General features: G+C 26.3%; 19 protein-coding genes. 7 read left to right on the top strand and 12 right to left on the bottom strand.

Features of this window, described 5'->3' with window-relative positions; translation table 11 throughout:
- Positions 1-12: 12 nt before the first annotated feature.
- The 3 genes from lspA to ABXT56_RS05815 are packed head-to-tail and all read left to right on the top strand — an operon-like array spanning position 13 to position 1,983.
- On the top strand, positions 13-513 hold the full coding sequence (gene lspA, locus ABXT56_RS05825; protein ID WP_415299770.1) for a signal peptidase II: 501 nt from the start codon (positions 13-15) through the stop codon (positions 511-513).
- Positions 506-826, top strand: coding sequence for a DUF3035 domain-containing protein (locus tag ABXT56_RS05820; protein WP_415299769.1), 321 nt, complete (start codon positions 506-508; stop codon positions 824-826). Before lspA ends, ABXT56_RS05820 begins: the two co-directional genes overlap by 8 nt.
- The gene (locus tag ABXT56_RS05815; RefSeq protein ID WP_415299768.1) at positions 826-1,983 is read left to right on the top strand and encodes a glucose-6-phosphate isomerase; all 1,158 of its coding nucleotides are present in this window, start codon (positions 826-828) and stop codon (positions 1,981-1,983) included. Before ABXT56_RS05820 ends, ABXT56_RS05815 begins: the two co-directional genes overlap by 1 nt.
- Here ABXT56_RS05815 and rsmD read toward each other — a convergent pair.
- Positions 1,975-2,541 carry a 16S rRNA (guanine(966)-N(2))-methyltransferase RsmD gene (gene rsmD / locus ABXT56_RS05810; protein ID WP_415299767.1) on the bottom strand — a complete coding sequence of 189 codons (567 nt, stop codon included), beginning with the start codon at positions 2,539-2,541 and terminating at the stop codon, positions 1,975-1,977. The two genes, ABXT56_RS05815 and rsmD, sit on opposite strands and share 9 nt — an antisense overlap.
- Positions 2,538-3,803: a phosphoribosylamine--glycine ligase gene (gene purD / locus ABXT56_RS05805; RefSeq protein WP_415299766.1), complete on the bottom strand. Its 1,266-nt coding sequence runs from the start codon at positions 3,801-3,803 to the stop codon at positions 2,538-2,540. Before purD ends, rsmD begins: the two co-directional genes overlap by 4 nt.
- Positions 3,804-3,824: 21 nt before the next feature.
- Here purD and ABXT56_RS05800 point away from each other — a divergent pair, with 21 nt between their 5' ends.
- Complete coding sequence (locus ABXT56_RS05800; RefSeq protein WP_415299765.1) at positions 3,825-4,013, top strand: DUF2093 domain-containing protein; 189 nt, start codon at positions 3,825-3,827, stop codon at positions 4,011-4,013.
- 9 nt (positions 4,014-4,022) lie between these two features.
- Here ABXT56_RS05800 and ABXT56_RS05795 read toward each other — a convergent pair whose 3' ends face one another.
- The 5 genes from ABXT56_RS05795 to ubiA are packed head-to-tail and all read right to left on the bottom strand — an operon-like array spanning position 4,023 to position 9,681.
- Positions 4,023-4,883 carry a lysophospholipid acyltransferase family protein gene (locus ABXT56_RS05795; protein ID WP_415299764.1) on the bottom strand — a complete coding sequence of 287 codons (861 nt, stop codon included), beginning with the start codon at positions 4,881-4,883 and terminating at the stop codon, positions 4,023-4,025.
- Positions 4,880-5,821 (bottom strand): tetraacyldisaccharide 4'-kinase, encoded by a 942-nt coding sequence (gene lpxK, locus ABXT56_RS05790; protein ID WP_415299763.1) that lies wholly within the window; start codon positions 5,819-5,821, stop codon positions 4,880-4,882. The genes ABXT56_RS05795 and lpxK overlap by 4 nt, the downstream gene beginning before the upstream one ends.
- Complete coding sequence (locus ABXT56_RS05785; RefSeq protein ID WP_415299762.1) at positions 5,821-7,068, bottom strand: 3-deoxy-D-manno-octulosonic acid transferase; 1,248 nt, start codon at positions 7,066-7,068, stop codon at positions 5,821-5,823. The genes lpxK and ABXT56_RS05785 overlap by 1 nt, the downstream gene beginning before the upstream one ends.
- Positions 7,068-8,810 (bottom strand): ABC transporter ATP-binding protein, encoded by a 1,743-nt coding sequence (locus ABXT56_RS05780; protein WP_415299761.1) that lies wholly within the window; start codon positions 8,808-8,810, stop codon positions 7,068-7,070. The genes ABXT56_RS05785 and ABXT56_RS05780 overlap by 1 nt, the downstream gene beginning before the upstream one ends.
- Before the next feature lie 7 nt (positions 8,811-8,817).
- On the bottom strand, positions 8,818-9,681 hold the full coding sequence (gene ubiA / locus ABXT56_RS05775; RefSeq protein WP_415299760.1) for a 4-hydroxybenzoate octaprenyltransferase: 864 nt from the start codon (positions 9,679-9,681) through the stop codon (positions 8,818-8,820).
- 52 nt (positions 9,682-9,733) lie between these two features.
- On the opposite strand from ubiA, the gene ABXT56_RS05770 reads away from it, so the two are divergent.
- Positions 9,734-10,138, top strand: coding sequence for a DUF2721 domain-containing protein (locus ABXT56_RS05770; RefSeq protein ID WP_271492627.1), 405 nt, complete (start codon positions 9,734-9,736; stop codon positions 10,136-10,138).
- On the opposite strand, the gene ABXT56_RS05765 is transcribed toward ABXT56_RS05770, so the two are convergent.
- The 4 genes from ABXT56_RS05765 to ABXT56_RS05750 are packed head-to-tail and all read right to left on the bottom strand — an operon-like array spanning position 10,135 to position 12,609.
- Positions 10,135-11,109, bottom strand: coding sequence for a quinone oxidoreductase family protein (locus ABXT56_RS05765; protein WP_415299759.1), 975 nt, complete (start codon positions 11,107-11,109; stop codon positions 10,135-10,137). The two genes, ABXT56_RS05770 and ABXT56_RS05765, sit on opposite strands and share 4 nt — an antisense overlap.
- Complete coding sequence (locus ABXT56_RS05760) at positions 11,109-11,948, bottom strand: pirin family protein (protein ID WP_415299758.1); 840 nt, start codon at positions 11,946-11,948, stop codon at positions 11,109-11,111. The genes ABXT56_RS05765 and ABXT56_RS05760 overlap by 1 nt, the downstream gene beginning before the upstream one ends.
- 2 nt (positions 11,949-11,950) lie before the next feature.
- Positions 11,951-12,361 (bottom strand): DoxX family protein, encoded by a 411-nt coding sequence (locus tag ABXT56_RS05755; RefSeq protein WP_415299757.1) that lies wholly within the window; start codon positions 12,359-12,361, stop codon positions 11,951-11,953.
- 8 nt (positions 12,362-12,369) lie between these two features.
- Entirely contained in the window at positions 12,370-12,609 is a 240-nt protein-coding gene (locus ABXT56_RS05750; protein WP_415299756.1) for a CDGSH iron-sulfur domain-containing protein, read from the bottom strand.
- A 94-nt stretch (positions 12,610-12,703) separates the two neighbouring features.
- Here ABXT56_RS05750 and ABXT56_RS05745 point away from each other — a divergent pair, with 94 nt between their 5' ends.
- Complete coding sequence (locus ABXT56_RS05745) at positions 12,704-13,063, top strand: winged helix-turn-helix transcriptional regulator (RefSeq protein WP_415299755.1); 360 nt, start codon at positions 12,704-12,706, stop codon at positions 13,061-13,063.
- Here the strand turns inward: ABXT56_RS05745 and ABXT56_RS05740 are convergent.
- Positions 13,056-13,718: a haloacid dehalogenase type II gene (locus ABXT56_RS05740; RefSeq protein ID WP_415299754.1), complete on the bottom strand. Its 663-nt coding sequence runs from the start codon at positions 13,716-13,718 to the stop codon at positions 13,056-13,058. The two genes, ABXT56_RS05745 and ABXT56_RS05740, sit on opposite strands and share 8 nt — an antisense overlap.
- A 17-nt stretch (positions 13,719-13,735) precedes the next feature.
- Here ABXT56_RS05740 and ABXT56_RS05735 point away from each other — a divergent pair, with 17 nt between their 5' ends.
- Positions 13,736-14,437, top strand: a complete 702-nt coding sequence (locus ABXT56_RS05735) for an RsmE family RNA methyltransferase (protein WP_415299753.1) — start codon at positions 13,736-13,738, stop codon at positions 14,435-14,437.
- Positions 14,438-14,483 lie beyond the last annotated feature (46 nt).

The raw sequence follows: 14,483 nt of genomic DNA, 5'->3' as shown, positions 1-14,483 counted from the left end.
ACAAAAGAAATAATGAATAAAACTGGATTTAAAAATTTTTCATTAAACATGATAATTTTAATTATAATTTTTTTTGCTGATCGTTTAAGCAAGATATATATTTTAAAAATAGTAGAATTAGAGAACTCAGTAGATATATATATTACTTCATATTTAAACTTATATTTAATTTGGAACAAGGGAATAGCTTTTGGTTTACTTTCCATAAATGAGAACATAATTTACAGTATAATCACATGTTTAATTGGCATTATTATTTTAATCATTTTATTAACAATGTGGAAAAATGATAATATACAAAGATATTTTTTAGCATTAATTGCTGGTGGGGCATTAGGCAATTTATATGACAGAATTGTCTATACTGCAGTACCAGATTTTATCGATTTTCATTTTTATGGATTTCATTGGTTTGTTTTTAATGTTGCTGATATATTTATAACAGTAGGAGTAGTATGCCTTATTCTTGATGAAGTTTTTTTTAATAGTATAAGGAATGATAAAAATGTTTAAAATTATATCTAGCTTATTTATAGTCTTAATTACCCTTACAGCCTGTCAAAATGTAAAGGATGGTTTAACTGGACAGAAAAAGAAAAATACAGATGAATTTTTAGTAAAAAAAAAAAGTCCATTAGTTTTGCCCCCAGATTTTGATCAATTACCTGTGCCAAAAAAAACAAAAGATAATAGTGCTATCGAAGAAGAAAATGATTTAAAAAAAATCTTAACACAAGATAAATCTAAAATAGATACTGCATCCAAAAACGAACCCTCTAATGATTCATTGGAGAAAAGTATAATAGAAAAAATCAAAAGTAATTAATGTTCAAAAAAAACATTATTTTTGAAAACTATAAGTTTAAAAAAAAAATAAATAAAGTTACAAAAGACCTTCAAGAATTATTAAAAAAACAGCCTCTACTTTTTAAGACTTTAAAACCTTCATATCAATATAGTTATTCAAAAAAAATACTTTCAAAGTATAAAAAATTTTCTAATATCAGGATAATTGGTATGGGTGGTTCAATTCTTGGAACAGAAGCTATACATGATTTTTTAAAACAAAAAATAAAAAAAAAATTAATTTTTATAAATAATTTAAATAATAATAAAGATTATTTTCAAAATAAAAATATTAATTTGAATTTAATTATTTCAAAATCAGGGAATACTTTAGAGACCATAGTTAATGCAAACACTTTTATTAAAGCAAAAGATAAAAATATCTTTATAACAGAATCTAAAGATAGTTATTTAGCAAATTTAGCAAAAAAACTTAAGTCTGAGATATTTGAACATAAAAATTATGTAGGAGGCAGATATTCTGTTTTATCAGAAGTAGGAATGTTGCCAGTAGAATTAATGAATTTAAACGAAAATAAATTTAAACAATTTAACAACCTTATTAAAGATAAAGTTTTTATCAATAATTTGATTAACAATGTATCAGCAACTCTAAATTTGATTGGAGAAAAAAAATATACTTCAGTAATTTTGAATTACGATCAACAATCTGATAATTTATTTAAGTGGTATCAGCAATTAATAGCAGAAAGTTTGGGAAAAAAATCAAAAGGGATATTACCAATTGTTTCCTCTATGCCAAAAGATAATCATAGTTTAATGCAACTATACTTGGATGGACCAAAAAAAAGTTTTTACACTTTTTTTAATGTATTTGAAAATAATACCATAAAAATTAAGAATAATAAGATTCTTAACAGTCATAAATTTTTAAAAAATCAATCTGTTGAAAAAATAAAGCAAGCACAAATGTTGGCTACTGAAAAAGTTTTTTTGTCAAAAAAAATGCCATTTAGAAGCTTTAGAGTGTTAAAGAGAAATGAGCAGTCATTAGGTGAATTATTTTGTTTTTTTATATTAGAAACTATTTTGCTTGGAAGAGCTTTAAACGTGAACCCTTTTGACCAACCCTCAGTGGAGTTAATAAAAAAAGAAACTCATAAAATTTTAGGTTAGTGTATTGCCAAAAATAATTTTTGAAATGCCATATTTTTTATCTATCACAATATTAAATTTATCAGGAAATATATCCTCTTCTCTCTTATGTCTGTGAATTATTATAATACCCTGATCTTTTAATAATTTTAACTTAATTATTATATTCAAAAGGTTTAATAAATTTTTTTCTTTATAGGGAGGATCCATAAAAATAATATCAAATTTATTATTAAGTTTTTTTAAGGTATTTTCAGCAAAAATATCTTTTTCTATAACACATGATGTGTCTTGTTGTTTTAGATTATTGATATTTTTTTTTAGAATGGTTAATGCATCTTCATAACTCTCTAAAAATGTAACATTTGCAGCCCCTCTTGATAAACACTCAAGACCAAAAGATCCTACTCCTGAAAATAAGTCAAGAATATTTGAATTTTCAAGGTTTATATTTAATAATTTAGAATGTTTAATGATATTAAAAATTGATTCCTTAGTTAAATCTTTTAGAGGTCTTGTTAACTTATCTTTGGGAAGTAAGATTTTTTTACCTTTGAGGTTTCCTGAAATTATTCTCATTCATCAATTACCCTATGTCCAATATCTTTTCTAAAGAATCCATTTTTCCAATTGAGTTTGTTAATATGATTAAATATGTTATTTCTACATTCTTTAAAATTAGATGATAAACTAACAAAGTTAATTACTCTACCACCATTAGAATAAATTTTATCCTTAATTTTTTTTGTACCTGCATGGTAAATAAAATCACTTTTGTCTAAATTAAGTTTAGTGATGTTTTTAATTAATATATTTTTACTATATTTATCAGGGTAACCTTTTGAACAAAGAACAACACATAAACTCTTTTGATCATACCATTCTACATTCAAATTTTTTAATTTTTTATTGCAACAAGCTTCTATAATTTCTAGCAAATCTGTTTTTAATTTTGGTAAAATTGTTTGACACTCTGGATCTCCCATTCTGACATTGTACTCGATTAAAAATGGTTCTCTATTAACTATCATTAAGCCAGCATATAAAAAGCCTTTATAATTAGACCCCATTTCTTTTAGTGCTTTAATAGTTGGCTTTATTATTTTGTTTAGTATTTTTTCTTCAAGGTCTTTATTTATTAATCGTGAAGGAGAATATGCACCCATTCCTCCTGTGTTATCGCCTTTATCACCTTCTAAAACTCTTTTATGATCTTGTGCAGTTTCAAAGTTTTGAATTTCTTTACCATCACTAATTACAAAATAACTCATCTCTTCACCAACAAGAAATTCTTCTATTAACACATTTTTAGCTATGCCAAATTTTCCATTAAAAATTTCTTGAATTGCAATATTTGCCTTATCTTTATTTTCACAAATATAAACTCCCTTACCAGACGCAAGTCCGTCTGCCTTAACTACAAGTGGAAACTGGGTTTTATCCAAAAAAGTAATTGCTTCAGTGTAGTTTTTAAATATTCCAAATTTAGCAGTAGGAATTTTATATGTTTCACAAATTTTTTTTGTAAATATTTTTGAACCTTCAAGTTGAGAGGAAATTTTATCAGGACCAAAAATATTTATTTCAGAATCTTTAAAAAAATCTACTATTCCATCAACTAATGGTTTTTCAGGTCCAACTATAATTAAACTAATTTTGTTAAATATAGAAAATTCTTTGATTTTATTAAAATTTGAAATATCTATATCAATATTTTCAGCAAGCTCAGATGTACCTGCATTACCAGGAAAACAATAAATTTTTTTAACCTTTGGAGATTTCTTAATAGATTGGCATATAGCATGCTCTCTTCCGCCACTACCAATTATTCCAATATTCATATATTACTATATAAACTAAAAATGATTAAAAAATTAGCCAAATTAAAATATTTGCCAAATAATTTTGAAATTATAGAGCAGGGAGATCATGTAATTTGTGCTATATCAGGTCAGATCATAAGATTGGAAGAATTAAATTATTGGAATGTTGATTTGCAAGAGCCATATTATTCTTACAAGGAATCAGCTATAAAAAGAGAAAATAGTTAAAAATCAATCTTACTTCCAACGATTATGAGACCATATCCACTGATCTGGATTCTTTAAAATCATTTTTTCAAGTTGATGATTCAAATCCAATGTAATTGATTCAATCGTTTCATTATTTGAGTATTTCAAAGGATTATGAATGGTTAGTTTAAAATTAAAGTTTTTAATTCTTTCTATATAAATAGGCACAACAAGGCAGTTAAATTTTTTTACAAATTGAGCAGGAATAGTTGTAGTTAAAGCATCATGGTTAAAAAAATTAGATTTAATACCTTGTGAAACACGTTGGTCGATCATTAATGCTATAGAAGTACCATCTTTAAAATATGATAATAATTTTTTTGTACCAGATATTCCTTTTTTGACCTGATTTCTACAAATATATTTTTTTCTAATATATTCCATTACATAATTTAAAAATTTGTTATTAAGTGGTCTATAAATAGTTGCTAAATTTATCCCAGATTTTTCTATATGCATTGCCATTAACTCAAAGTTATTAAAATGGCCCGAAACAAATATTACAGGTAAATTAGTTTTTTTAATTTCTTCTAAGTTTTTTTGACCAATTATTTCGATATTTTTTTCTAGACTTAAGTTTCTAAATTTTTTTATAAAAACGTACTCAGAAAGAATTCTACCATAGTTACCCCACATTTTTTTTGAAATAGTTTTAATTTGTTTCTTTTTAAAATCTGGAAACGCTTTTAGTATGTTTAATTCTATTATTTTTTTTGATCTAAAAAAAGGCCCAAAAAAAGAAATAATCTGACAAGACACATGAGAAGATAGTTTAAAACCAAGAATCTTATAAATAAAAAAAAGAAATATGATTATTATGAATTGAGTAAAATATTTTATAAATTTCATAAAAAAGGTTTTAAGTATTCAATTAATTCATTTTGATTAATTATTTCAAGTTCTATTTTTAGAAAAGATATTATATCATTTTCTTCTTCTTTAATTTTTACATAGTCTTTTTCAGTAGTAATAATCTTGGCGTTTAAATTTTTTGCTTCGATTTTTATCTTATTAATATCATTTGAAGTATATTCATAATGATCAGGAAAAATAATTTCTTTAACTATATTTAACTTATGTTTAGTGAGAATTTCTTTAAAGTTTTCAGGATTACCAATACCTGAAAAAATTAAATACTTATCATCAATGTTAAATTCATTTATATTTGTAGGGTTATAAAAAGATTCAAAAATTTTAATTTTTTTATTATATTCTTTTATCTTAATTTTTAAATTTTCATTATTTTTTTTTAAACCATTAATAAAGATTGCATCATATTTTGAAATACTTCGTATTTTTTCTCTTAAGGGACCAGCGGGTATCAATTGGCCATTACCAATCCATTTTTTTTGATCAAAACATACAAACTTTAGATCATAATTTAATGAATGATCTTGTAAGCCATCATCAAAAATTACGACATCCATATTATTTTTTTTTGCTATTTCTAGAGCTTTTTTTCTATTTTTTAAGCAATATAGATTTGTATTTTTTTTGAGTATTATTTGTTCGTCTATTTGATCTTTGTATGATTTTTTTATTGTAGCTGTTTTTATATTTTGACTAGTAAAAATTTTATACAATTTTATTGTTAAGGGTGTTTTTGATGTACCACCCACATAAATATTACCTACACAGATTTTTTTTGGTTTATCATTTATACTTTTGATATTTTTTAGTCCTAAGAAAAAATTATTTATAATTATAGGAAGTGTTAATGGTAATAAAAGAATAGATAAAATATTAGGTTTTTTATAATCCCAAAAAATAGGTTTTTTGAATCTCATTATTTATTGATAAAAAAATTTACTTCATTGAGTGTCGAGTTTAAGATCCTGTTTCCTAATTTTTTAATTTTAAACTCTATATCTTTAAAACTTTTTTTACTATCGATTATCTTTTCAATTTTATTTGTTAATTGATTTATATTTTTAAATTTATTTGAAACATTATACTTTTTTAATAAAATATAAATTTCATCAAAATTCCATACATTTGGTCCATGTAAAATTTTACAACCATATCTTGCTGCTTCTAATGGATTTTGACCACCATGCTTAATTATTGATCCACCTAAGAAAACTATCTTACAAATTTTGAAAAATGATTTTGTTTCACCAAAAGTGTCAACTAAATATATGTCTGTATTATTATTTATATTTGTTGATGAACTGTGAGTATGCACTTTTAAATCCAACTTATTTAAATCATGTATAATTTTTTCATTTCTATGTACGTGCCTTGGTATTATGATTGTTAATAAATTTTTGTATTTTTTCTTTAGTTTTTTATGAGCTCTTGCACATAATAATTCTTCAGTTTGATGAGTACTGGAAGCACACCAAATTTTCTTTGTAGAAAAAAATTTAATTAAATTATCATTTAAAATATCTTTATATTTTATGCTCTGAGAAAATTTTAAGTTTCCAATATATTTAATTTTTTTTGCTCCAAGTGATTTTAGATATTTTTGCGATTTGATACTTGATGATAGGCAAAGATCAAACTTATGAAATATTTTTTTTGCAGTTGAAGCAAATACTTTCCATTTTTTATATGACCTGTCTGTTATTCGAGCGTTCAAAAGTATCATTGGAATTGATTTATTTTTGATATTAGTGATCATGTTTGGCCATATTTCAGAATCAATAAAAAAAGCAATCGATGGTTGCCAGTAATTCAAAAATTTTTTGCTATTATAATTTGTATCTATAGGAAAAAATTGGTGAATTGTTTTTTTTAACCGTAAATTTGATATAATACTTGAGGAGCTCAATGTATTAGAAGTGACTAGAATTTGTTTAATTTTTTTATTATTTTCAAGTTTTTCAATAAGAGGAACTATACTAAGTATTTCTCCTACGCTTGCTCCATGAAACCATATTAACTTACCTCTAATTTTTTTTTTTGTATAAAATCCAAACTTTTCTTTAAATCTTTTTGTATGTTCTTTTTTTTTTAACAATCTGATTAAGATAATTATAGGAGAAAATAATAAAACTATATTAACTAATACTCTATAGAAAAAAAACATTAAATTTTTTTAATCTGTTTTTCATAGAAATTCTTATAAACACTTGAATTTAGTAGCAATTCATCATGTGTTCCTTCACCAACAACTTTACCTGAGTCTAAAACATAAATCCTATCTGAATTTAGAATTGTAGATAGTCTATGAGCAATAACAATTGTTGTTCTATTTTTTGTTAAAAAATTTATTGCTTCTTGAATTTTATTTTCTGTTTCTGCATCTAGTGAGGATGTTGCTTCATCTAGAAGTATTATTTGACTCTTTTTAAGCATCGCACGAGCAATAGATAATCTTTGTTTCTCACCCCCAGATAATCTTGTTCCATTTTCACCAATGATTGTGTTATATTTTTTAGGAAGTTTTTTTATGAATTCATCTGCATATGAATATTTTGCAGCTTCTTTAATTTGATCTTCTGTTGCATCAATATTTGCATATGCAATATTATTTTTTATAGTGTCGTCAAATAAAGTCGTATCCTGGCTGACTAAAGAAATATTTTTTCTTAGTGAATTAATAGTGTGTTTGTATATTGACTGGTCGTCAATTTTTATGTCTCCTGAAATTACATCATAAAATCTAGGAATTAAGTTTAAGATTGTAGACTTTCCGGCACCACTGTGCCCAACAATTGAAGTCATTTTTCCACTTAGCATCTTTAGATTAACTGAATTTAGAATACTTGTTTCATTTTCTTTTTCATATTTAAAGTTAACATCTTTAAACTCAATATTTCCTTTAAAAATATTTATGTCTGGATCATTCTTATTTTCAATTAAAGCAGATTTTTCATCAATAACTGGTAATATTCTTGTAGCAGCTGACAGACCTTGGCTAATTGTTATGTTTAAAGTGGCAAGTGACCTAACAGGTTGATAAGCCAACATCATAGCGGCTAAAAATGAAAAAAAATTATTAATGTCTATTTCATTCTTTAAAACAAGTTTTCCTGAGTAAAAAATTAATATTGCTATCATTATTCCAGTTAGAGTTTCCATTATAGGAGAGGATCTCACATAAATTGTAGCAATTTTTTTTGATTTTTCTTTTACATTATTTATAAATATCTCAGCTCGATTGTTTTCATATTTTTCTTTTTGAAATATTTTAATAAGTTTATGGTTTTTAAAAAGTTCAATTAAATACGTATTAAGTATACCGGCTTTAAGCATTTGTTCTGTTGCAACTTTTCCAACTCTTTTACCTAAGGTTTTTGCAGCTAATGATGCTAAAGGAATCATTATGATTGCTATTAGTGCAAGCTTCCAATTTTGAAAAAACATCACAAAAAGCAAACCTATTAAAGTTAAACTATCTTTAAATAAATTGAGAATTGCGTTACTTATTAAGTTTGTTATGTGCCCAACATCATTTGTTAGAATTGATATAAATTTTCCAGAATGTTTTCCATCAACCAATTTAGTATCAGCAGAAATTAAATTACCTAACATATCACATTGTAAAGTCTTTCGAACTTCTTCTGCGACTCCTATCATTAAGACTTTTGCAGCATAAAGAGAAAATCCTTTTATAGTAAAAGCTACAATAATACAGATTGGTATAATCATTATTAACGTTTGATCTTTTTCAATAAATATTTTTTTAATTGCTGGATCTAAAAGATATGCAATTGCTGAAGTGCTTCCAGCAACCAATATAGCAAAAAATACTGATAACAATATTTTATTTAAATGTTTATAGGTGTAATCAAAAAAAAGTCTTTTTAAGATATCTGTTTTTTTCATTTATAATTTAAACTTTCCCGATTAGAATATTAACTAAGACAATCGCACCAAGTAAGTTATTAGCTTTAAAAATTTTTAAACTATTCTTTGGATCTGTAGAATTAAAATTACGAATTTGATATAAAAATAAATGTAATAGTGGGATCATTAAAAAAAGATAATATACCAGTTTAAATTTCATAAACAAACCTACTAAAATTAGAGACATCATTAGAACTAAATAGCATATTATCAAAAATAATTTCGGATTTTTTTTAAATTTTATAGATGTTGACTTAACTCCTATTATTTCATCATCTTTAATATCTTGATATCCATATATTGTGTCGAAACCTAGTGTCCAAAATATGGCCCCAATGTAAAGTATTATTGGGATCAGTTCTATTTGACTTGAAATACAAACCCATCCAAGAATTAAACCATAGTTAAAAGTAATACCTAAAAATAATTGAGGCCAATAAGTGAATCTCTTCATTAAAGGATAGCTAAATGCTAAAGGCATAGAACCTAATGCCAACAAAATAGTTAAAATATTAAAATTTAATAAAACTAATAATGATAAAAAACATAATAAAGTAACATAAATTATTCCACGTTTCACAGATATCTTTCCAGAGGCAATAGGTCTATTTTTTGTTCTTGAAACTTTTTTATCAAAGTCTCTATCTAAAATATCATTCATAATGCATCCAGCAGACCTCATAAGTACTGAGCCTAAAAAAAATAAAATTATATAAAAACAATATATTTGAAGATTACTGGAAAAATCATATGCAAGAGTTAACCCCCACGTACATGGCCAAAATAGAAGCATAAAACCAATTGGTTTTTTTAATCTTATTAATTCAATAAAAAGACTTAATTGTTTCATAATAATTCACTTGTAAATAACAAAGGCTAGTTTCATAATCAAACTGATTCGTATGAATATAGATTACACAGTCACAGCGCTAATGTTTCCTGCAATACCTCTATTAATGAACATTTATAGTAATAGATTTCATTCCTTGAGTAAGCTTATTAGACAGCTTCATGATGAACATGTGTATGAAAATCATATTCCTCCTGAGTGGAAAAAACAGTTTATAAATTTAAGTGGAAGAATTGTACTATTGAAGTGGACTATCATGTTTGCAGCTTTTGGCCTTTTATTTAACTTACTAACTGTATTTGCTCTCTATCTAAATGAAATTTTTGTAGCAAGGATAATTTTTGGATCTTGTTGTTTATCAATGATGGTTTCAATTTTAGTTTTTTTAAGAGAAATTCATATATCAACAAACGCGTTAAAATTGCATATGTCTGATATGGATGTTGATTTAGATTAATTAGGGACAATAACCGCAGGCCCAGTTAACAACCTTGCCTCTAATTCTTCATGAGCTTTTTTAGCATCACTAAGAGAATATTTCTTAAAAATTTCAACTTTAAATTTTCCAGATAATACAGCGTCAAAAACTTTTTTTGCAGATTCAACCAGTTCTTCTCTTGTAGCTGTATAGTGAGCAATTGATGGACGAGTAAAAAATAAACCTTTTGCATTAATATGTTTCTTAACATCAATAGTGTCAACGTAGCCTGATGCATTGCCAAAAGCTACCATCATGCCTCTGATTTTTAATGTTTCAATTGATCCATCAAACGTTTTTATACCAACACCATCATAAACAACATCAACGCTATTTTTTCCTACAATCTTTTCTACCTCTTCAACAAAATTTTTATCTGTATAATTTATTACATGATGACAGCCATTTTTTTTAGCAATAGCTTCTTTTTCTTTAGATCCAACAGTTCCAATAACTTCAGCTCCTAATGCATTAGCCCACTGACATAAAATTTGACCAACACCACCAGCTGCTGCGTGATATAAAACTTTATCACCTTTTTTAATTGGGTAAGCTCTATGTAATAAATATTCAGCAGTAATTCCTTTAAGCATAATACATGATGCAATTTCATCTGAGATACCTTCTGGAACTAAAACTAGTTTTTCTTGAGGAAATAATTGTTTTTCAGAATAACTTCCAATTGGCATTGAAGAGTGAGCAACCCTGTCACCAACTTTAAATAGATCAACTTTAGAACCAACTTCTTCAATTATCCCACACGCCTCTAGACCAATCCCACTTGGAAGAGGAATAGGGTACAAACCTGTTCGGTGATAAACATCAATATAGTTGAGACCAATTGACAAATTTTTTATAAGAACTTCATTTGGACCTGGTTTACCTATCTCAACATCTTTAATCTTTAAAACTTCAGGACCACCAAATTTTTGTATTTCAATTTTTTTCATTATTTTACAAATGTACCATTATGATAATCTTGCACTGCTTGCAAGATTTCAGCTTTAGTATTCATTACAAATGGACCACCTCTTGCAATAGGCTCACCAATTGGTTTACCAGATATTAATAAAAATTTAGCTTTAGTTAGGCTGGAAACTTTTAATTTTTCACCTCTAGTTAGAATAATTAAAGTAGAATTTTTAGCTTGGTCATGATCTTGTTCCCCAACCTTAATTTCTCCATCAATTAAATAAATTAAAGAATTATGTGTTGAAGGAAGGTTAAAATTAAACTCTTTACTTTTTTCAAGCTCCACATCAAAATAAACAGGCTCAACATTATGGCCTTTAACAGGTCCTTCTGCATTTTCAAATTTTCCAGCGATTACTTTAACTGTTTTTTCATCATCATTATGAGTGCTCATTTTATCTGCATCAATATAAATGTATTCAGGTTTGTTCATTTTTAATTTAGCAGGCATATTTACCCATAATTGAAAGCCATGGAGTTTACCTTCTGTCATTGCAGGCATTTCTGAATGAATTATTCCACCACCAGTTTTCATCCACTGAACATCCCCTGAAGACATTCTACCTTTAGCTCCAGTGCTATCTTCATGCTCAAACTCACCACTTAACATGTAAGTAACGGTTTCAATTCCTCTGTGAGGGTGGGGAGGAAAGCCTCCAATATAATCATCTTTATTTTCAGAACCAAACTCATCCAACATTAAAAAAGGATCATGATAATCTATGAGATGAGTACCAATACTTCTTTTTAATTTAACCCCAGCACCATCTGATGCTGCAACTGGTTCTATTATTTTTTCTACTTCGATTTGGCTCATATTTATGTTCGATTACCTTTAATTAAAAAATAAACTCCACCAATTAAAAGAAATATTTGCTCACTAGTAAATAGTTTTGTTGTGATGAACCAGTCTGGATGTGCAATAGCAAATATGTTGATCATCATAATAACAATCATTAATCCAGCTAGCCTTGTTAGCAAGTTTCCAAAAGGATTCTTGATAAAACCACCAATAATTAATATTAACCCTGCCACTAATTCTGATAAAGCAACCAAAGATGCTAGTACAGGTGATAAGTTAAAATATTCAATTAATCCTTGAGGAGGTAAAGGAAATTTACCCAAACCATGAATTATAAAAGCTATTCCTATTCCAAATCTAAAAAATAAAGATGCTAATGCATCTATATTTGAAAAAAAATTATTAACTTTAGTATTTAAATTCTGCATTTTATCCTTTATTTTTTGTTATGTGATCCGTCACAAAATGGTGGATTGTTAGTTTGTTTGCAAGCGCAAAAAAACATTTTTTTTGTTTCTTCAGCCTTGTATGCCAGAGGTGTAAACTCTGTTCCTTTGTGTGATCCATCACAAAAAGGTTGTTTTGCACTTTTTCCACACGAACACCAATAATATGATTTATCTTTTTCAACTTCAACAGCAATAGCACTTTCGCCTGCTCTTATTCCTTTATTCATATTTACCCTTTCAATTTGTTTGACTTGTACATAGTGCTTTGTTATCAATAATGCAATAACGCATAATAATCATACTAGTATACAAAAACATACCATGAAAAACTTAATAGATTGTCCAGCAGAAAGAGCAGTTTACTTTCTTGGAGGTAAATGGAAAATTAGAATTTTGTTTAGTTTACTCCAAAGCAAAAAAATTAGATTTGGTGAACTTAAAAAAGGATTGAAAACAATCACACAACAAATGCTATCTAAACAGCTTAAGGAGTTAGAGGCAGATGGAATAGTTATTAGAAAAGTTATTCAAATAATGCCACCAAAAGTTGAGTATTCACTCACTGAATTCGGACTTTCAGTTATGCCTATCTTAAGATCTTTTTCTGAATGGAACAAAAGAAATACACGCACCATTTCAGTAAAACTAAATAAAAATTTTGAAGAAAACAGAATTAGATAATTTCAAGTAATTGTTTTAAGTTTTTAATTTCATTTTTAGGTTTGTAATCAAGGTTATCGAAAATATTATTATTTCTGTTTACCCAAATAGAACTATAACCATAATTTCCACCACCAGAAACATCCCAAGTATTAGCACTTAAAAATGCAACTTCTTCTTTTTGTATTTTATATTTTTTAATTGGCATGTCATAAACTTTTGAGTCTGGTTTATAAATGCCAACTTTTTCAATTGAAAAAATATCATCAAATATATTATCTAGATTATTACTCTTAACTAATTCGTTAAGAAGAGAGGGTGTTCCATTTGAAAGAATACCTAATTTATAATTTTTTTCTTTTAATTTCTTTAAAACTTCAGGTACTTCAGGAAAAGGTGAGAGTACCTTATAAAGATTTAATAATTCATTTTTCATTGAAGCATCTATTTCAAATGCCTTCATTGATTTATCTAAACTGTCTTCTGTGACTTGCCAAAAGTCTTTATGTCTATTCATTAGACTTCTAAGCCAAGTATATTCAAGTTGAGTAGTTCTCCAGTAATTTGCAAAACCTTCCCACTTATCACCAATTTTATCTTTACATTTTTCTGCAGCAGAATTGACATCAAATAAAGTGCCATATGCATCAAAAATTATTGCTTTAATATTTTTCATAAATTAACTTAACATTAATGAGTAATATTAGATTATTTTTCAAAGAAAGTTTATCACTTAATTTAATCGCTAAGCTTGATAAATCACAATCTCACTATGTAAATAAAGTGATGAGAGTTAAAGTTGATGAAGCCTTCTCTTTATTTAATAGTAGTGGAGAGTGGGAAGCAAAAATTTTAAATACTTCAAAAAATATCGTTGAATTTAATATTACAAAACAATTAAGACAAAAAGAAAATATAAAAGAATTATGGTTAGCTTTTTCACCTATTAAATCAAATTACTTTAATTTTATGATTCAAAAAGCAACAGAGCTCGGTGTAACTAAATTTTTACCAATTATATTTGATAGAACGATAGTTAGAAAAATTAACAAAGAAAGATTAGAAAAAGTAATTATAGAAGCTGCTGAACAGTCTAATCGTATTAATGTTCCATCTATTGAAGAACCACAATCATTAAAAGAATTATTAAATAATGAAAAAATGGATTTAATATTTACTGATTTAAATTCTCAAAATAAAAAATTAAATTTAGCTAAATTAACTAGTAATCCAACTTGTGTAATTGTTGGTCCAGAAGGTGATTTTTCAGAGGAAGAAAGAGAGGAGATTCTTAGATTTGAGGATGTCCAGCCAATTAAGATAAATGAAAACATATTAAGGTCTGAAACTGCAGTAATATCAGCACTATCAATTGTAAATTACTCATTAAATTGATATTTTGTCGCTAAAACAAAAGTGTAATTTTTAAAAAGACACTTTA

The sequence above is a fragment of the Candidatus Pelagibacter sp. Uisw_134_02 genome, from assembly GCF_047720265.1.
GTDB lineage: Bacteria > Pseudomonadota > Alphaproteobacteria > Pelagibacterales > Pelagibacteraceae > Pelagibacter.
The sequence above is the reverse complement of the archived record's forward strand: the minus strand, read 5'-3'. Positions and strand labels throughout refer to the sequence as shown.

What these genes read in the sequence shown, in the direction of transcription:
- lpxK (WP_415299763.1), bottom strand. Translation starts at nt 5,821, where the DNA reads ATGAGATTCAAAAAACCTATTTTTTGGGATTATAAAAAACCTAATATT.
- ABXT56_RS05750 (WP_415299756.1), bottom strand. Translation starts at nt 12,609, where the DNA reads ATGAATAAAGGAATAAGAGCAGGCGAAAGTGCTATTGCTGTTGAAGTT.
- ABXT56_RS05800 (WP_415299765.1), top strand. Translation starts at nt 3,825, where the DNA reads ATGATTAAAAAATTAGCCAAATTAAAATATTTGCCAAATAATTTTGAA.
- ABXT56_RS05765 (WP_415299759.1), bottom strand. Translation starts at nt 11,109, where the DNA reads ATGAAAAAAATTGAAATACAAAAATTTGGTGGTCCTGAAGTTTTAAAG.
- rsmD (WP_415299767.1), bottom strand. Translation starts at nt 2,541, where the DNA reads ATGAGAATAATTTCAGGAAACCTCAAAGGTAAAAAAATCTTACTTCCC.
- ABXT56_RS05770 (WP_271492627.1), top strand. Translation starts at nt 9,734, where the DNA reads ATGAATATAGATTACACAGTCACAGCGCTAATGTTTCCTGCAATACCT.
- ABXT56_RS05815 (WP_415299768.1), top strand. Translation starts at nt 826, where the DNA reads ATGTTCAAAAAAAACATTATTTTTGAAAACTATAAGTTTAAAAAAAAA.
- ABXT56_RS05820 (WP_415299769.1), top strand. Translation starts at nt 506, where the DNA reads ATGTTTAAAATTATATCTAGCTTATTTATAGTCTTAATTACCCTTACA.
- ABXT56_RS05735 (WP_415299753.1), top strand. Translation starts at nt 13,736, where the DNA reads ATGAGTAATATTAGATTATTTTTCAAAGAAAGTTTATCACTTAATTTA.
- ABXT56_RS05780 (WP_415299761.1), bottom strand. Translation starts at nt 8,810, where the DNA reads ATGAAAAAAACAGATATCTTAAAAAGACTTTTTTTTGATTACACCTAT.
- ABXT56_RS05785 (WP_415299762.1), bottom strand. Translation starts at nt 7,068, where the DNA reads ATGTTTTTTTTCTATAGAGTATTAGTTAATATAGTTTTATTATTTTCT.
- ABXT56_RS05760 (WP_415299758.1), bottom strand. Translation starts at nt 11,948, where the DNA reads ATGAGCCAAATCGAAGTAGAAAAAATAATAGAACCAGTTGCAGCATCA.
- ABXT56_RS05795 (WP_415299764.1), bottom strand. Translation starts at nt 4,883, where the DNA reads ATGAAATTTATAAAATATTTTACTCAATTCATAATAATCATATTTCTT.
- purD (WP_415299766.1), bottom strand. Translation starts at nt 3,803, where the DNA reads ATGAATATTGGAATAATTGGTAGTGGCGGAAGAGAGCATGCTATATGC.
- ubiA (WP_415299760.1), bottom strand. Translation starts at nt 9,681, where the DNA reads ATGAAACAATTAAGTCTTTTTATTGAATTAATAAGATTAAAAAAACCA.
- lspA (WP_415299770.1), top strand. Translation starts at nt 13, where the DNA reads ATGAATAAAACTGGATTTAAAAATTTTTCATTAAACATGATAATTTTA.
- ABXT56_RS05740 (WP_415299754.1), bottom strand. Translation starts at nt 13,718, where the DNA reads ATGAAAAATATTAAAGCAATAATTTTTGATGCATATGGCACTTTATTT.
- ABXT56_RS05745 (WP_415299755.1), top strand. Translation starts at nt 12,704, where the DNA reads ATGAAAAACTTAATAGATTGTCCAGCAGAAAGAGCAGTTTACTTTCTT.
- ABXT56_RS05755 (WP_415299757.1), bottom strand. Translation starts at nt 12,361, where the DNA reads ATGCAGAATTTAAATACTAAAGTTAATAATTTTTTTTCAAATATAGAT.